At 49.1% G+C, this 16,244-nt stretch carries 17 protein-coding genes; 7 read left to right on the top strand and 10 right to left on the bottom strand.

All coding sequences use genetic code 11. The annotated features are described in order from the left end of the window. Nucleotides 1-8: 8 nt before the first annotated feature. Nucleotides 9-371, top strand: a complete 363-nt coding sequence (locus D570_RS0107875) for a cyclophilin-like fold protein (protein ID WP_018143849.1) — start codon at nt 9-11, stop codon at nt 369-371. 134 nt (nt 372-505) lie between these two features. On the opposite strand, the gene D570_RS0107870 is transcribed toward D570_RS0107875, so the two are convergent. Further along, nucleotides 506-1,963: a Mur ligase family protein gene (locus D570_RS0107870; protein ID WP_018143848.1), complete on the bottom strand. Its 1,458-nt coding sequence runs from the start codon at nt 1,961-1,963 to the stop codon at nt 506-508. Further along, entirely contained in the window at nt 1,963-2,742 is a 780-nt protein-coding gene (locus D570_RS0107865; RefSeq protein WP_018143847.1) for an exonuclease domain-containing protein, read from the bottom strand. The genes D570_RS0107870 and D570_RS0107865 overlap by 1 nt, the downstream gene beginning before the upstream one ends. 30 nt (nt 2,743-2,772) lie before the next feature. Between D570_RS0107865 and D570_RS0107860 the strand changes: the two genes are divergently transcribed. Both D570_RS0107860 and D570_RS0107855 read left to right on the top strand, forming a co-directional pair. Further along, entirely contained in the window at nt 2,773-3,363 is a 591-nt protein-coding gene (locus D570_RS0107860; protein ID WP_018143846.1) for a sigma-70 family RNA polymerase sigma factor, read from the top strand. Nucleotides 3,364-3,416: 53 nt separating this feature from the next. Further along, on the top strand, nt 3,417-3,731 hold the full coding sequence (locus D570_RS0107855) for a hypothetical protein (protein WP_156812269.1): 315 nt from the start codon (nt 3,417-3,419) through the stop codon (nt 3,729-3,731). A gap of 173 nt (nt 3,732-3,904) precedes the next feature. On the opposite strand, the gene D570_RS09775 is transcribed toward D570_RS0107855, so the two are convergent. The 8 genes from D570_RS09775 to D570_RS08815 form a co-directional block, all read right to left on the bottom strand. Further along, complete coding sequence (locus tag D570_RS09775) at nt 3,905-3,979, bottom strand: 50S ribosomal protein bL37 (RefSeq protein WP_372656330.1); 75 nt, start codon at nt 3,977-3,979, stop codon at nt 3,905-3,907. Between the two features lie 133 nt (nt 3,980-4,112). Continuing rightward, nucleotides 4,113-5,075: an aldose 1-epimerase family protein gene (locus D570_RS0107850; protein ID WP_018143844.1), complete on the bottom strand. Its 963-nt coding sequence runs from the start codon at nt 5,073-5,075 to the stop codon at nt 4,113-4,115. Nucleotides 5,076-5,151: 76 nt separating this feature from the next. Next, nucleotides 5,152-5,703: a Cys-tRNA(Pro) deacylase gene (ybaK, locus tag D570_RS0107845; protein WP_245531873.1), complete on the bottom strand. Its 552-nt coding sequence runs from the start codon at nt 5,701-5,703 to the stop codon at nt 5,152-5,154. A gap of 67 nt (nt 5,704-5,770) precedes the next feature. Then, nucleotides 5,771-7,327 carry a glycoside hydrolase family 32 protein gene (locus D570_RS0107840; protein WP_018143842.1) on the bottom strand — a complete coding sequence of 519 codons (1,557 nt, stop codon included), beginning with the start codon at nt 7,325-7,327 and terminating at the stop codon, nt 5,771-5,773. Between the two features lie 36 nt (nt 7,328-7,363). Beyond that, complete coding sequence (locus D570_RS0107835) at nt 7,364-8,674, bottom strand: MFS transporter (RefSeq protein WP_018143841.1); 1,311 nt, start codon at nt 8,672-8,674, stop codon at nt 7,364-7,366. Nucleotides 8,675-8,853: 179 nt separating this feature from the next. After that, nucleotides 8,854-9,906: a LacI family DNA-binding transcriptional regulator gene (locus tag D570_RS0107830; RefSeq protein WP_018143840.1), complete on the bottom strand. Its 1,053-nt coding sequence runs from the start codon at nt 9,904-9,906 to the stop codon at nt 8,854-8,856. Between the two features lie 658 nt (nt 9,907-10,564). Then, nucleotides 10,565-11,620, bottom strand: coding sequence for a type I glyceraldehyde-3-phosphate dehydrogenase (gene gap / locus D570_RS0107820; RefSeq protein WP_018143839.1), 1,056 nt, complete (start codon nt 11,618-11,620; stop codon nt 10,565-10,567). A 114-nt stretch (nt 11,621-11,734) separates the two neighbouring features. Next, entirely contained in the window at nt 11,735-12,451 is a 717-nt protein-coding gene (locus D570_RS08815; protein ID WP_018143838.1) for a thiamine diphosphokinase, read from the bottom strand. 108 nt (nt 12,452-12,559) lie between these two features. Here D570_RS08815 and msrB point away from each other — a divergent pair, with 108 nt between their 5' ends. The 4 genes from msrB to D570_RS0107795 all read left to right on the top strand — a co-directional run bounded on the left by msrB (nt 12,560) and on the right by D570_RS0107795 (nt 16,240). Further along, nucleotides 12,560-13,540 carry a peptide-methionine (R)-S-oxide reductase MsrB gene (gene msrB, locus D570_RS0107810; protein ID WP_018143837.1) on the top strand — a complete coding sequence of 327 codons (981 nt, stop codon included), beginning with the start codon at nt 12,560-12,562 and terminating at the stop codon, nt 13,538-13,540. Nucleotides 13,541-13,709: 169 nt separating this feature from the next. Beyond that, on the top strand, nt 13,710-14,315 hold the full coding sequence (locus D570_RS0107805) for a sugar O-acetyltransferase (RefSeq protein WP_018143836.1): 606 nt from the start codon (nt 13,710-13,712) through the stop codon (nt 14,313-14,315). Between the two features lie 307 nt (nt 14,316-14,622). Next, nucleotides 14,623-15,396, top strand: a complete 774-nt coding sequence (locus tag D570_RS0107800; protein WP_018143835.1) for an amino acid ABC transporter ATP-binding protein — start codon at nt 14,623-14,625, stop codon at nt 15,394-15,396. A 16-nt stretch (nt 15,397-15,412) separates the two neighbouring features. Next, nucleotides 15,413-16,240, top strand: coding sequence for a glutamate ABC transporter substrate-binding protein (locus tag D570_RS0107795; RefSeq protein ID WP_018143834.1), 828 nt, complete (start codon nt 15,413-15,415; stop codon nt 16,238-16,240). Nucleotides 16,241-16,244 lie beyond the last annotated feature (4 nt).

Below are 16,244 nucleotides of genomic sequence, written 5' to 3'. Positions count from 1 at the left end.
AGGAAACAATGAACAAGAAGATACGGGTAAAAATCACCGTAGGACAAACCGAACTTTCTGCAGATATGGAGGATAACGCCACCACCCAGTGGTTGGTGAATCAGATGCCGATGACGGTGCATATGCAGGATTTGTATAATCGCGAAATGTGCCATCGCTATGGGGCCTACGCCCTGCCTACAGATAATATGCGTTCCGATGGGTACGCAGTCGGGGATATTGCGTACTGGGCTCCAGGTGGCAGCTTGGTTATCTTATATGCGCAAAATGGTGAACACTTTGAGCGCCAACACTTAGGGCATATCGATTCGGGCGTCGAAGTCTTTCAGCATACCGGGGATGCAGATGTGCGATTTGAAATCGCTGAGTAAAGAAGGCTGAGTAAAAAAGCTGAGTAAAGAAAATCGCCTCAGCACACGTGTCCTAGAAATCAATTGTGGAGTATCCAGCAAATCTGGGTACTCCACAATTTTTATGACTGTTGCCTTTGTGATTGTACGCGCAATTATCCTTGCAAAACCCTACGCACAATTTCATTATCACCTTCGAAAGGCACATGCTTATTGAGCATCTTAATCCAGCGCTCATCGCCCTTGCCGATGGCGAGGACAATGGCCAAACCTGGCTGACGTTTCGCATCCGTCAATGCCTCTTCAATCGCCGCTGTACGGTCGAGGATGATATCGTGCTTTACGTCCGGATTCGTAATGGCTGCGTCCATATCAGCTGCAATCTTGGCTTCCGGTTCTGTATTGGTATCTTCTAAAGTAAAGATAAAGCGTTGAATGCGGTTTTCGGCTGCATGCACGATTTCAGGGCGGCGATTATACGCCTTATTGCCCGCAGAGCCAGTGACCAGAACGATATACGGCTTTTGTGTGCCATAGGTTTCGTCCACATAGTCCAGCAGTTTTTCGGTACTGATGGCGTTATGCGCATAATCTACAATGCCGATGACATCGCCATCATCCTCATGCGTGCCACGGAAAATTTCCATGCGTCCAGGCACCTGAACGTGATTGACCGCTTGCATACTCGAAGAGTCCTTCTCCACGCCCGCGAGTTGTGCAATTTCGATCGCCACAGCCGCATTCGCATAATTAAACTCACCCGGCATATCCAAATGGATCAGCGTACGGTCTAGACTCTGCTCATCCACAAAATGCGCTGGAATGCCGGCCTGAGCCACATCTGCATCGATGACATCACGGTAATCGATATCCGCAGAAAACACCATCTCATCGCTATTGAAAATAATGCGACGCTTGCACGCAAAATAATCCTCAAAGCTGGGATGTTCAATGGGGCTGATGTGGTCCGGGGAAATATTGAGAAAAGCGCCAATATTAAAGTGCAAATTGAAAACGCGATCCACCTTGTACGCCTGTGAGGACACTTCGATAACGGCATGGGTGAGGCCATTATCTACCGCTTCGCGCAGCATACGATACAAATCCAAGGATTCAGGTGTCGTCAAATCCGACTCCTCCATATGCACCCCATCCGTGGAATTATTCACCGAAGATATCAAAGCAACCTTCTGATGGAAATAATCATTCAAAATAGCATGGGTAAAGAAAGTAGTTGTGCTCTTACCCTTGGTCCCCGTAATACCAATGGTCGTCAATTGCTTATCCGGATGACCATAAAACTCCTGAGCAAGCACAGCCAGAGCCTTACGAATATCCGTCACCACAATCGCCTGAGCAGAGCCGGAAAATTCCTCATCAAAAGCCTGCTCAGCCACATACCATTGCAATCCGCGCGACACAGCATCAGCCACATATTCGTTCTTAAAAGCACCCTTGCAGACGAGCAAGCTCCGGTCGTCCACGTCGTGGCTGTTGTATGTCAGGCTCGCACAATCAAAATCCTGCAATGCGCTCAAAGGGGGGATATCCTGAGCCAGAAGATGGAAATTATCCAATACTTCAAAAGCCTTACGCACTGTCAAATGTGGCATTACAACCAACTTCCTTGAATTAATCGACGATTGTTCTTTTTAAGGTACTCATTATACTGCTGCTTCCACGCCTGATACCCGTCGCGCTGAAATGCCATTAAATTCTCCAAAGATACAGCAGCCACCTGAGGAAATAGACGCGTCATAGGCTCCACCAAATCCACGGCAGCCACAGTATCGGCCAAAGCATTATGGAAACTGCCATGAGGATGCACACCGTAATATTCCGTCGTATCCACCAGCTTGCGTGGCCCTCTCCGCTTGCTAATTGTGCGATCAATGACCAGAGGATCGATAATCAGCAATTCACGCTCCGTTTGAGTGATCAAATTATCCGCATCCTTGTCCCGAGTCAGCGTCACCAAATCTGAGGAGCCAATTTTCTTCAAATCGCCATTGAGCATGTGGATATCAAAGGGCGCATTGTATGCCAGCAAAGGAATATTCTTTAACTGCGCCGCCACGATAATATCCGACAACCGTGTAATCGCCGTCTTTTGATCTTCGCCGTGCTCCTGCAAGTACTGCGTGGTAAAACCATTGACACGCGAGGCAAAGGGATTGACCTCCATCTGAGGATTAATTTCCCAATATCCCGTCACATCTGCCTCAAAACCCTGAGCAGGATTGCGTAACACTAAGCTGGCAGAAACAATCGAATCCTTACCATACGACACGCCCGTAGTTTCCGTATCAAACCCCAAAATATACGTATCTGAAAGGGTAGTAGTCCGTTTCTGAGGGCTTAAATCCTCAATGATATGCAGTAAAGAAGTCATGCGTACCATTATTGTGCAACAATAAGACCTATGACAATGAAGGACAAACGCGCACAGTTTGAAGCACATGCTATGCCGATCGTGGATCAACTTTATCGTTTCGCCATGAAATTGACTAACAATCCGGATGATGCTCAAGATCTCGTGCAAGATACCTTTGAGCGGGGATACAAGAATTTCGATTCATTTGAACAAGGCACCAACTTCGCCGCGTGGATGACCACCATCGAAAGAAACCTCTACTTCAATCAATACAACAAAGCAAAACGCAGACCTCAGCGAGCAAATAACAGTACCGGCGAATACGACGATTGGGATATCTACTCCGCTTACGAGCACTCCTCAGAAGAGCTGAAATCCGCCGAACAAACCTTCATGGATAGCTTTGCGCCCGAAGAAATTATCAAAGCTCTCAATAATTTATCTCTAGAGCGTCGCGAAGTCTTCATCGCGGCAGCCATCGATGGAAAAAGCTACGCACAGGTAGCCAAAGAGCAGGGGGTCAAAATCGGTACCGTTATGAGTCGACTCAACCGCGCTCGCACACAATTGAAAAAAGAGCTCGAAAGTTATGCGGCTGAGCGGGGGATTTCGCTAACTGAGAATGCGGGCAATAAATAAAACCTTGTCTGAGTTGTGAATAATATAGATGTGAAAATGTAGAGGTAAAAAAAATGAGCACTTATGTAAGAAGAAACCAAGTCGTTTCGGTGATGCGTGACTATGGTTGTGGCACGTCCGTTATGGTAAATCGCTATACGCGTGTGGATTTGAATGATTCCGCACGCTGCTGCGATAAAGGAAGCACCGCTTACAACGAGACAGTGGTTGCCCTCGGTGGGGATTGCTTTGATCCCATGACCTGCTGTGACCAGCAAGAGCGCGACATGATTGCAGCTATCCGCGATTGCTTGCGTCCAAAGAGTGCTCCGGAGTCTCTATATAGCAGATTGAAGGATTGCATCGACTGCATGTGCGATGAGGCATAGTTTTAGCCTAAGTTCTTTTCTTATATCGGATTCAAAACCTGTAATGCATGAAGCGTTGCGCGTTCTTGAATCCGATTTTTTATGCGGATATAAAAAGACATAAAAGTAGGGATTCCTCACAAGAGAAATCCCTACCTAAGAATGTACGGTTGATACGAGAGTATCAAAACAGCCTATGCATTTGGCCTTTTGCCGTGATTTGCAGCCTTCTTACGGCGTTCACGACGCATACGTCCACGCTTACCCATGGCAAACTCCTTTACTTGGAAAATTACTTTATAGAGTATCTCATATGCACGCGACTGAGGGCAAAATTCTGCTCGAAACGTAGCATACAGTACTTTATTTTCAGACTTTCTTGGGCTTTGTAGAAAATTATTCTTACTTTTCTACAGCGCGTGCTGAGTAGTACAGAGTAGTGGTGGTGGTTTTGCCTGGCGCGATCACAATCAGATCCTTACCGGAGCGGAAAGCATTGGCGTATGCGGTCTGTGGCTCCACAGCCACACCAGCCGGCTTCGTGCTTGCGTCCCAGCCAAAACCGTTGCACATTTGGAAGGAAGTGACGGTCTCGTCGCCGGTAATGGTGACTTCTACGCCATCTGGTCGGGTAAAGACAGCCTGGACGCTACCGTCTGCCTCGCGAATCACATCGGTCCACGCATCATCGAAGGATTGCACACCAAGTTCCTTCGCCTCACGTAAATCGAAACGTGTGCCCTCTACATCTTCCAGACCAACAGGGAGTAGGCGTTGGTTCACCTGGACGTGCGTCTGAGCTGGAATGCTTAAACGGCAAGCACCATTATCCGCATCCATCTCTTCAGTGGTGGTGCCGTGCTTACCATTGGCAAGCCATGGATGAGTAGCCAAAGCCCACGGTGCATTGGAGGAGCCGTTGTTATAGGCCTCTACCTGAATTTCCAAGCCCTTGTCTTCGCTCAGTGTGTAGGTGGTGGTCACGAAGAGATCGAAGGGGTAGTTTGCCATATTTGGAGTACGCCAGGTCAGGCTTACACTGTTGGTGCTCAAGGACTCGAGCTTCCACGCACTGCGATATCCAAGACCATGGATGGAATTGTGACGGTCATGCTCATCGATAGGGAAGGCGTAGGACTTTCCTTCGAATTCGTACTCGCCGTCCTCGATGCGGTTTGGATAAGGAATCAAAATCTGCCCACTGCAGGCGTGGATAGGCTCTTGTGGGTTGCGTGGAACGGTAATTTCCTTTCCAGCCCAATCAAAACGCTCCAATGCGGCGCCTTGTTCGGTGATAACAGCGGTATATTCACCTGCGCGGATAGTGTATTCATTTCCGGCCCATGATGGCAGGTTGCGAGTCATAAGTACCTCTTTCGTACTATTTCAATTGTGGGGCTGCAGACCCTGCTTTCTTCGTAGAAAGCAGTAGAAACAGACATCAGCGCGGATGACTGCCTTCAGCAGCAATAGAAGCAATTTTAGCACCAAGCACGTCGATTAAATCCAGCGGGTTGAGGCCTACGCTTAGTCCGCGCCGTCCCCCGGAGACGAGAATTTCCTCAAATTCTAAAGCACTTTCATCCAGAATCGTAGGATGAGAGATTTTCTGTCCGAGCGGTGAAATACCACCAACCACGTATCCGGTTTGACGTTGTGCTACTTGTGGATCCGCCATTTGTGCTTTCTTGACCCCACACGCGGCCGCGGCCGATTTAAGATTCAAATGTCCGGTGACGGGCACGATGCAGGTGGCTAAATCATGACCCGGACGCTCCCCAATGTCTATGAGCAGGGTTTTAAACATTTGCTCAGCGGGGATATCCAGCTGGGCGGCACCTTCCAAACCAAAGCCTTGGTCCATGTGATCCGCATTGTGCTCATATGTATAGGTGTGATAACTGATCTGTGCATCTTCCAGGGCTTGCAGTGCGGCGGTTCCCAGAGAGGATTTCGATTCTTTTCTTTTACTATGACCCATGTGTGCCACCATACTCGAGCAACTCTACGTGTCAAGGAAAAGCGGGCAGTAAAAGCACTGCCCGCCATGGTTCAATACCTTACTCCAAACCGATTGAATTCAAATGATGCGTGCGCAGCGTGGTGTACTGCGTTTCTCCAGATTCGCTCAAGAGTTCGATTGCGCGATCTCCTTCACCTGCATAGCTGTAGGAGCTCATGGCTTGTTTACCGCCGTTGATATACACTTCTACGCAGCCGCGATCCACAAAAATGCGCAAATCCAGCTTTCCTGTAGCAAGCTCAGCAGCGCTGACAGGAGCGGCGCGATACCCACGGTCACCTGCATAGGCGGCTTGACGGTCAATCACCACGCGCTGCGTCTGCTGATCGTAGGCGATATAGGTATAGCTGCCATCTGCAGTAGCGTGAACTTTCACACCTGTCCGTTCAGCATTGGTGCGAGTAAGATCCATGCTTAATTCAATTTCCAGGGCGTCGGCGTTGTTGGAGAGCTCAAACGTGCTATTGCTTTCGACGGTAACTGCGCCGAAATCTTGTGTATCAGCGCGTAGTCCTTCCATTTCTTTAACAGGATAGGTGTAAATATCGCCATCAGAGCCCAGTGTAATTTCACGAGGCAAGGTCAAATTGCCGCACCAGCCGTCTTCCTGCATAGGAATAGGTTCTACAAAGGGGCTCATCCAACCGTAAACAATCTGGCGAGTGCCGTCGTTAAAGGACTGTGGAGCGTAATAATTATGTCCCCAATCCCACAGACGGAACTCTGTTTCAGGTTGGAAGGCTTCGCCTGGTGTCCAGCTGCCAATCATATAACCTGCATTATTGAGATTTCGATTCATATAACCTTGAGCATGCGTACCCATGGCAGAGAATCCGATCACCCATTTTTCCTTGCCTGCACGGTCTCGGATAGGGAAGAAGTCCGGGCATTCCAGCATAAAGACCTGTGGATCAGGATGCTCAAAAAGTACGCCATCGTACGACCAATGCACCATATCCTTAGAGGTGAAAAGCCACATTTGACCCCGCTTTTCTTTGGAGGAGACGCCGAAGGTCATATACCAGGTATCTGCGGTCTTCCAGACCTTCGGATCGCGGAAATGATGGTCGACTTTATCCGTAGGGCAGTCGATAATCATGCCGCGTTTGGTCAGGCTCTGCAAATCGTCATCCGCTGGCTCAGCATACATTTGGACTTGCCAATCGCCACCCGTATTATCTATGCCATTTGCCCAACGATGACCGGTGTAGTAAATATGGAGCTTGTCGTCATCCCCGATGACGGCGGAGCCGGAAAACACGCCGTCCTTTTCTTCCTCCAAGCTAGGGGCAAAAGCTACTGGCTCTCGGCGCCAGTGGAGCATGTCGGCAGAGGAGACGTGTCCCCAGTGCATTGGGCCCCATTGCGTGCCATAGGGATGTAATTGATAGAACACATGCCAGCGTCCCTTATAGAAGCACAATCCGTTAGGGTCGTTAATCCAGCCACCATCAGAGGCGATGTGGAAGCGTGGATACCAACGGTTATTGCGCGCAGCGGCGAGGGCTGACACGCCTTCTTCGGCCTTCTTCAGCGCTTCTGCATGGTCCACGAATGGGTGAAGAACGGGCTCTTGTGGGATGAAATTATGCATTGTCTGTCCTTTTCTCTGAATGCGATGTATGGATGTTTATTTGTTGGAGTTTTGCCTCATAAGCTTCAATTGCTTATCGGTATAGAATGGGTCGCCGCCGACCTCCTGATCGTCCTTCTTGATGATGAAGAATCCATAAATAAGCGCTACTAATACGATACCGGAAATGGTAAAGAAGGTAGTGCGGTCGCCGAGCTGATCGTGCAAGGCGCCTAATGGGGTGGAGAAGATGACTTGGCCCACCTGAGAAGCGATTTGGAATCCGACCATGTACAAGGTTGCCGACAACTTCGTATCAAAATGCAAAGTGAAGTAGCGGAAAACAGGCAGGATAAACAGAGGCACTTCGATGGAGTGGAAGAGCTTGACGATGGACACCATCACGGGATCATGGAATACGCCGCACAAACCGATGCGTGCAAACATGATAAAGGCTCCCAGCAGCAAAGCATTGCGCACGCCAATCTTGCGCATGATGATAGGCACTACGCCCATCATGGCAGATTCGAGGAAGACTTGAATGCCGTTCAGCGTGGAATACGTGTTATTGCCAATTGCTTCGGTTGGAAACAGGCTGGTGTAGTAGGTAGGGAACATCTGCTGGTCAAACACGGTGTAGAAGGTGTTGGTGAGCAGCATAAAAATAATCAGTAGCCACAGCGTAGGCATGCCCAGCACGGAGAGCATTTCTTTCAGGGATGGATTTGTCGGTGCTGCGTCGGGATCAGCTTCTTTTTTCAGCTCGGCTTTTTGCTCGGCTGGCACCCAGAAGGCGTAGATAGCCAGCATAGCAAGACCAAATGCTGAACCAATCCAGAAGTTGATCAGTGGATTCACATTAAAAATGTGGCCGGCTACCAGAGCTACGATGGCGTAGCCGAAGGAACCCCACGCGCGTGATTGGCCGTATTCAAAATTAAATTTACGCGAATAGCGTTCGGTCAGCGCCTCAAACAGCGAGCATCCTGCCATAAATCCGGCGGATAGGACCACGGATCCTATCAGTGCGCCCAAGAAGCGTGTGCTGCCGCCGGCGTTAATCATGGGATAGTAGATAAACTGTACAAATGGTCCGACGAGAGCGGCAATGGCGGATACGACGATGGCCAATTGACGCTTGATGCCGAGCTGATCTTGGATAGCGCCATACGCAAACATGATAATCAGTGTGGCTAAAGAATTGATGGAGTAGATCTGGCCAACTTCCGCACCGTTCAGACCAATCGTGTTGAGCCAACGCTGGAAGAACGACCACCAGATGCCCCAGGAGCAGAAGAACATAAAAATGCCAAATGAGCTCTGCAGATATGATGGATTTTTCCATACTTTGAAACCGTTATGCGCCATTGTATTCTCGATTCTCACATTATTCTCATTAGCTGGAACGGCACTGCTTTGCGTCGAACTTTTACGATGAACCACTTTGCTCATCTGCGCTAACAATTCATTAAAATACCACGTCAATCGTTTGACGTCAAACGATTGACGAAAATTTTCGGAAAATAAAAATGTGGCTGAAGGGGTGGTTATTGTACGGAGTCTTTGTCTATGACGGCGCAGTGAATCAGCACGTCACCGTCTAAATCCAAATCTGGCAGTGTCGCTGTCGTGTGTGGAAGCGTGAAATCTTGCGGTCTTTTCTGTTCTACGAGGCTGATGAGCTTGCAGGCAGCCCAGTAACCCATTTCGTAGTGGGGCAGTTCTACTGTGGTCAGCTCTGGTGCAAGGGTTTCGGCGAGCACGCGGTGATTATCCACGCCCACGACGCTGATATCTTTGCCAATTTCTAAGCCCAGTCGCGCCGCCGTATCATATACATACCACGCACGCGCATCGTTAAAGCAGAAGAGACCATCCGGTTTGTAGGTCGTCATCAGCTTGCGCACGGCCTCGAGAGCGGGAGCATTATTGCCCACAGCCGTTACTAACTGTGGATCGAAGGCTATGTCTGCATCTGCAAGAGCCTGCTTGTAACCTTTGAGCCTGAGCTCTTCTGCAATCATCGGCTCGCTACAACCAATGTAGGCAATGCGCGTGCAACCTGCATCGATAAGCCTTTTCGTGGCATCGTAGCCGATGTGGATTTCGTCTGGAGCAATGCCCGTGTATGTAGGCTGAGCTGCGTTGTGATCTTGGGTGGAGTTGACGAGGACGACGGGGTAGCGTGCCAGTATGTCCGGCACCGTGGAGTAGCGATTGGACATTTTAGCGAGGAAAAATCCGTCTACGCCGTAGCGCTCTAAAGCGGAGATTTCTTTCAATTCTTGGGAATCGTCGTCCACGGAAATGGTCATAATCACGTAACCATACGCGCTAGCCGCATCTTGCGCGCCTTTAATCATAGAACCGGCGTATGGGGTAGTGGCCACCTCATTGCTGAGGAAGCCGAGGATATGCGTATGGCTGGTGCGTAAACTGCGCGCCATTTGGTTGGGCTTATAGCCGAGATCTTGAGCGACTTGTCGGATTTGTGCTGCGGTGTCAGCGTTGACACGACCTGCATCGCGATTGTTGAGCACGAGGGACACGGTGGATACCGATACGCCAACGAGTGTGGAGATATCTTTCATCGTGGTCATGTGTGCCCTCACTTCTTTATGGCGTTCTCTCGTGTGTTTAGCTCAGCACGTGTGTCTCTGCAAGTGTGGTGTAGACGGGCTGAGCTGTGCATCCCACGTCTTTATCTTACTCGGTTATCTGCCGCGAGGGCGCCGGCGGGGATGCTCTGTGGCGGGAGAGATAGGAGTCGCTGCTGTGTGATGTAGCTAGGGGAAATGATGTGAGGAGGAAGGGAGCGTGTCTTTCGGGATTTTTTCGTAATTGAGGTTTGAGCAAAAATGACCCTCTTTGTATCTCGTTTTCAGGAGACTGTGCGGCTGAGTGTTATTAAGATGGGCATTTTACCCAAAAGGTGGTTTTCTTCGATTCACAGCATGGAAACACACAAAGCCACGAAAACGCGGTTTTTACGAAAGTTTCTGATCTCCACGGAATGAAATCTTGTGGGCAAAGCTGCCCATGCTGAGAGCAGTATTCGGTTCAAGTCGGTTGTAGCATTTGAGAGCAATGGGACAAAATGCCCAAAAGCTTTGTTGTCCCAGAGATGTCCCTCCTTGGGCATACCCATTCGCCTCTTCAAAGACGGCACAAAAAAGGCCTCATCATGAGATGAGGCCTTTTTTGCAAAACCGCGTTCTTCGAAAATTCGAAAAACTTAGCTTAATTGCTTAATTCGAACTACTCGTTGATCTCTGCGAAGTAGAGGAGAGTACGAATCATGTTGGAGGTGAAGCCGTACTCGTTGTCATAGAATGCAACGGTCTGTACGAGCTGCTTGTCTCCAGCAGTGTTTACTACGGTCTGAGTTGGATCGAAAACGCCACCGTGGGTGTCGCCGATGATGTCAGAGGATACGATGCCGTCTGCATTGTATCCGTAGTATTCGCAGTTCTCGAAAGCTTCCTTGAAGGCTGCGTTGATCTCGTCAGCAGTTACCTTCTCGCGAAGCTGAGTGGTGAGCTCGGTGATGGATCCATCTGGCACCTGAACGCGCTGTGCGTGGCCCTGAAGCTTACCATCTACAGAAGGAACTACCTTACCGATAGCCTTTGCTGCACCAGTGCTGTGAGGAATGGTGTTTACAGCAGCTGCACGGTTGCTACGACCGTTCTTACCGCGAGGACCATCAAGGATCATCTGGGTGCCGGTGTAAGCGTGAATGGTGGTCATGAAGCCAACTTCAATGCCCCACTTCTCATCGAGCAACTTAACCATTGCAGCCATGGAGTTTGTGGTGCAGGAACCAGCAGAAACGATTGCATCTTCTGGCTTGAGGATCTCTTCGTTTACACCGAATACAACGGTAGGAGTGGTGTCATCCTTTGCAGGAGCAGAGATGAGAACCTTCTTTGCGCCAGCATCGAGGTGAGCCTGGGACTTCTCAGCAGAAGTGTAGAAGCCGGTGCACTCGAGTACGTACTCAACGCCATCGTTCTTTACCCATGGGATGTTCTTAGCATCGCGCTCTGCATAAACTGGGTATTCCTTGCCATCTACGATAATTGCTGTATCTGTGGAAGAAATCTCATAAGCAGTGCCATCATCATGCTTGAATGGGCCCTGGCTGCTGTCATACTTGAGCAAATAAGCGAGCATGGATGGTGTGGTCAAATCGTTGATTGCAGCAACTTCGATGTCACCAGCTTTGCCGCCACGATTCTGGAGCTCGAGGATGCGACGGAATGCAAGACGACCGATACGACCAAAGCCGTTAATACCAATCTTTACTGTCATTTAATACTTCCTTATACATAGTGTCGTGACCAGTATTGAGTCACGCATGAGGCTTGTTGCCAACGAGTATTAGTTTAATGCTCAGTGTGTACCGACACAACGATTTCAGGCGTTTTACGCTGCGTGGCGACCACGTCGAGGTGAGTCATTATGATAATCAGCAATTTTTTCGGATTTGGCGCGGCTTAATTTGCCGAAATCATGCCACGGTTTGCTATCCGTTACGATACGGGGCGTTGGGGCTTCACTTGGATACACCACGACCAGGGATCCGCCTTCTACAGCAATACTGGCTGGTGTATCTGGCAGGAATTCATTGCTTAATCCATAAGGCTCGGTATTGGTCATGCGCACATCATCCACGACGTATTTCAATCCGTGAATGCTGACGTGTTCACTCACATCCGAATAGGAGAACACGGAAATGGGACGTTTACTGGAGACATAGCCACTAGGGAAAGTCATAATGGCATCGGTTATCACCGTCGTAATCACATGATCACCGTGCATAAAGGCAGCGCCGCCGCTAGCTGCAATTTTAGCTGCTGTTTGAATATTGGCTAGGCTGTGGTCCATGCGTCCGCCGAAAACGCCAAAGAATTCAAATTCGCGAATGCCTTTTTCCCATGCAAAGCGTACAGCAGCCATCATATCCGAATCGTCTTTTTCGGAAGGTAGCTCGATGATGTGAGTAGCGCTATCTATAGGCACATCCGCGGTTATAGAGTCCATATCGCCTATGAAGGCGTGTGGTGTGATGCCTAAGGTAACAATGTGATCATATCCACCATCGGCAGCGATTACATAAGCATCTGCAGGGATGAATGGCATTTCGCTAAAATATTGTCCGGCTCCAAAAATAATAGCTTTTTTAGCTCTGTGTAAACTTGTGTGGCTGCTGCTGTTAGTGCTCATACTTAACCAATATACTGGTGGCTTATGAGCAATGAAGAAAATAGCGCAGTCGTCTATCTTGCAGGCGGTTGTTTCTGGGGCATTGAAGAGTATTTTCGTAAGGTGAAGGGCATAACTGGGCTACGCGTAGGATATGCTAATTCCACGGTGGAAAATCCGAGCTACGAAGAAGTCTGCGCGGGTGGCACCGATGCGGTAGAGGCTTTGGAAATTCACTATAATCCCGAGGTTGTTTCTTTACGCGTCCTCACATTGCTGTTCTTGGATGTCATCGATCCTTGGTCGTGTGATCGTCAAGGACATGATACGGGTCGTCAGTATCGCACGGGTCTGTACCTCAGCGGCGATGCGGCACTCAAACAGGCGCAGCGTGCCACTTTTGAGAAGGCTCTTGCGCAGTTGGAAAACCGCGAGCAGCGTAAAAGCGCGGTAGAAATCGAAGATCTTGTCAATTTCTACCCTGCCGAGGATTATCACCAAGACTATCTCGTCAAGAACCCGGATGGATACTGCCATATTTCCGTGCAAGCCATGCTCAGAGTACCCGAGCGTCAGAAGTATATCGAGCGCATTTGGGAGCTGAACAACCTGAGCTATCGTGTCACTCAAAATGCGGACACTGAGCAGCCTTTTGCAAACGCATTCGACCAAACGTTTGAGCCCGGTATTTATGTGGATATCGTCAGCCGAAAGCCGCTTTTTGTGTCCACAACGAAATTCGATGCGGGCTGCGGTTGGCCATCCTTTAGCAAGCCTATTAACAACGATGATGTGGTTGAAGTCCAGGATTTCTCACTGTTCGGCCGCCCGCGCATTGAGGTCAGGGCAAAAGAATCGGGCATTCATTTGGGACATGTGTTTAATGATGGACCGAGTAGCATGGGCGGCTTACGTTACTGTATGAATTCCGCTGCTTTGGAATTTGTGCCGCTGGAAGAAATGGAGCACAAGGGGTACGGAGATTTAATTCCTCTTGTGCTGGACGGTGAGAGTGGTAAAAAATAACGTGTGAGACGACGTTAAAGGTATCCACGCTTGACATAGAGTGGATACCTTTTTTATTTCTCACATTGTTTCTCCGTTGGGCGATGACGCGTCGAGAAATGCGCAGGCGTTGAAGTTCGCCCTGTGCTCATAATATGGTGCTGTATTTCAAAGAAGAAAGTGAATTCTTATGAGCATGCGCGAAAAAATGCACACCGGTGAACTGTATCTGCCAAACGATGACGAAATCGTCGCCGAACAGACACAAAAACTGGATAAACTCTACGATTTCAACGCTACACGTCCGACGGAAATGGAGAAACGAGCAGCATTGCTCGAAGAAATGTTCGCCGAAATCGGGGAAGGCTGTTATATAGAACCGCCATTCCATGCGAATTTTGGTGGCGCGCATGTACATTTCGGAAAGAATATTTACGCGAATTTCAACCTCACCATGGTGGATGATACGCATATTTATGTGGGTGACTTCACCATGTTTGGGCCTAATGTAACGGTGTCAACAGCCGGCCATCCTATCTCGCCGAAACTGCGCGAGCAGGGGTATCAATACAATTTTGACATTCACATTGGTCGCAACTGCTGGATAGGGGCAGGTGTGCTCATTCTGCCCGGTGTAACCATCGGTGACAACGTGGTCATTGGCGCCGGCAGCGTGGTAAATAAAGACATCTCTTCGAATGTAGTGGCAGTAGGAGTGCCCTGCCGGGTTTTACGCGCAGTGAATGAGCACGATGAAGAGTTCTATTTTAAGGATAGGAAAATCGTATTAGACTAGTTTTTCCTTCGGCATTGCATAGTCAATGCTCCTAAAGTCACATTCCACCAGTAAAATGTGGTCAGTACCTTTGAGGTAAGGTGCACGAGTATTTATAAGGATTGACTTTTACATCCTACAATCTACGGATTGTGCTTCGGCTCGTGCAACGATGTGCGTTCTATCATTCGCAAAACCCACGATAAGGGCGTGAAATCGCACATGATGAAACATGATTGTTACAAAAGTTTATGGTTTGGCAGAAGTGACGCGTACTAAACTATAAATTTAAGAGAATTTACGTGAAATGAAGACTGAAGGAGGAAACATGGCGGTAAAAAGCGTGCATGTTGGCGAGAATATCGAAAACCCTCTTGTTGAACTAAGCCACGTCGAAAAGCATTACGGCGATTTACATGTGTTGAAAAATATCAATTTGAAGGTGGGCAAAGGCCAAGTAATGGTGGTTTTGGGACCTTCCGGTTCGGGTAAATCCACGATGTGTCGCACTATTAACCGCTTGGAAACGATTGATTCCGGCGTTATTCGTATCGATGGTGAGCCATTGCCAGAAGAAGGACGCGATCTTGCAAATCTGCGTGCAGAAGTGGGCATGGTTTTCCAGCAATTCAACCTTTTCGCCAATAAAACCATTTTGCAAAATGTCACTTTGGCACCTATGAAGGTGCGTCATATTGCCAAGCAGGATGCTGAAGATGAGGCTATGGAGCTGCTCGCACGCGTAGGTGTGGATTCGCAGGCTGCCAAGATGCCGGCTCAGCTTTCCGGTGGTCAGCAGCAGCGTGTGGCCATTGCGCGCGCATTGGCTATGCACCCTAAGGTGATGCTCTTCGACGAGCCTACCTCCGCTTTGGATCCTGAAATGGTGAACGAAGTTCTGGACACTATGACCGAGCTGGCTCATGACGGTATGACCATGATTTGTGTCACCCACGAAATGGGCTTTGCGCGTAAGGTAGCGGATAACATTGTCTTCATGGCGGACGGCAAGATTTTGGAAGCTGGCACACCAGAAGAGTTCTTCGAAAATCCTCAAACAGATCGTGCGAAGGACTTCTTGTCGAAGATCCTCAAGCATTAATATGAGGGGAGCGTCGATGAAGAAGATACTTACAAAGATTACGGCCCTCGTTGCCGCACTCGTCAGTGTGGCTTCCCTCGCTGCATGCGGTTCCACAAGCTACGGGGATTCTAATCACAAAATTACTATCGGTATTAAATTCGATCAGCCAGGCGTGGGCTTCAAAAAGGGTGGCACGTATACCGGATTTGATGTGTCTGTGGCCAAGTATATCGCCAACTATATGGGCTACGAAGACTACGAAATCGTATGGAAGGAAGCCCCATCTAAGCAGCGTGAAGCCATGCTTCAAAATAACGATGTGGATATGATTTTGGCTTCATACTCCATTACCGATGACCGTAAGAAAACTGTGGACTTCGCCGGCCCATACTTGGTCGCAGGTCAGGATTTGCTCGTGCGCAGCGATAATACGACTATTACGGGTCCAAATGATTTGAATGGTAAGCGCTTGTGCTCCGTTACCGGTTCCACCTCCGCTGTCGTCATTAAGCAGCGTTATTCCTCAGAAGTGCAATTGATGGAGCAGCCAAGCTATGCAGAGTGCGCTACGGCGTTGTTCTCTGGCATTGTGGATGCTGTTACCACGGATAACATCATCTTGGCTGGTCTGGCCGCCAATTCGCGCGGACGTCTCAAGCTGGTGGGTGCACCCTTTACTCAGGAATACTACGGCGTAGGTATTCACAAGGGCAATACCACCTTGGCGAAGCAGATTAACGATGCCATTAACGACATGATTAAGACCGGCGCTTGGGAGCAGGCGATTAAGGATAATACACGCGGAACAGGTTTCACCCCTGATCCTCAGTACAATCCTCCAACAGCGAATGAGGGGGAGTAGAGCA

It is taken from the genome of Alloscardovia criceti DSM 17774 (assembly GCF_000376885.1).
GTDB classification, from domain to species: domain Bacteria; phylum Actinomycetota; class Actinomycetes; order Actinomycetales; family Bifidobacteriaceae; genus Alloscardovia; species Alloscardovia criceti.
The sequence above is the reverse complement of the archived record's forward strand: the minus strand, read 5'-3'. Positions and strand labels throughout refer to the sequence as shown.

What these genes read in the sequence shown, in the direction of transcription:
- msrB (WP_018143837.1), top strand. Translation starts at nt 12,560, where the DNA reads ATGAGCAATGAAGAAAATAGCGCAGTCGTCTATCTTGCAGGCGGTTGT.
- D570_RS0107835 (WP_018143841.1), bottom strand. Translation starts at nt 8,674, where the DNA reads ATGGCGCATAACGGTTTCAAAGTATGGAAAAATCCATCATATCTGCAG.
- D570_RS0107865 (WP_018143847.1), bottom strand. Translation starts at nt 2,742, where the DNA reads ATGACTTCTTTACTGCATATCATTGAGGATTTAAGCCCTCAGAAACGG.
- ybaK (WP_245531873.1), bottom strand. Translation starts at nt 5,703, where the DNA reads ATGGTGGCACACATGGGTCATAGTAAAAGAAAAGAATCGAAATCCTCT.
- D570_RS0107795 (WP_018143834.1), top strand. Translation starts at nt 15,413, where the DNA reads ATGAAGAAGATACTTACAAAGATTACGGCCCTCGTTGCCGCACTCGTC.
- D570_RS0107805 (WP_018143836.1), top strand. Translation starts at nt 13,710, where the DNA reads ATGAGCATGCGCGAAAAAATGCACACCGGTGAACTGTATCTGCCAAAC.
- D570_RS0107855 (WP_156812269.1), top strand. Translation starts at nt 3,417, where the DNA reads ATGAGCACTTATGTAAGAAGAAACCAAGTCGTTTCGGTGATGCGTGAC.
- D570_RS0107870 (WP_018143848.1), bottom strand. Translation starts at nt 1,963, where the DNA reads ATGCCACATTTGACAGTGCGTAAGGCTTTTGAAGTATTGGATAATTTC.
- D570_RS0107830 (WP_018143840.1), bottom strand. Translation starts at nt 9,906, where the DNA reads ATGACCACGATGAAAGATATCTCCACACTCGTTGGCGTATCGGTATCC.
- D570_RS08815 (WP_018143838.1), bottom strand. Translation starts at nt 12,451, where the DNA reads ATGCCATTCATCCCTGCAGATGCTTATGTAATCGCTGCCGATGGTGGA.
- D570_RS0107800 (WP_018143835.1), top strand. Translation starts at nt 14,623, where the DNA reads ATGGCGGTAAAAAGCGTGCATGTTGGCGAGAATATCGAAAACCCTCTT.
- D570_RS0107860 (WP_018143846.1), top strand. Translation starts at nt 2,773, where the DNA reads ATGACAATGAAGGACAAACGCGCACAGTTTGAAGCACATGCTATGCCG.
- D570_RS0107850 (WP_018143844.1), bottom strand. Translation starts at nt 5,075, where the DNA reads ATGACTCGCAACCTGCCATCATGGGCCGGAAATGAATACACTATCCGC.
- gap (WP_018143839.1), bottom strand. Translation starts at nt 11,620, where the DNA reads ATGACAGTAAAGATTGGTATTAACGGCTTTGGTCGTATCGGTCGTCTT.
- D570_RS0107840 (WP_018143842.1), bottom strand. Translation starts at nt 7,327, where the DNA reads ATGCATAATTTCATCCCACAAGAGCCCGTTCTTCACCCATTCGTGGAC.
- D570_RS0107875 (WP_018143849.1), top strand. Translation starts at nt 9, where the DNA reads ATGAACAAGAAGATACGGGTAAAAATCACCGTAGGACAAACCGAACTT.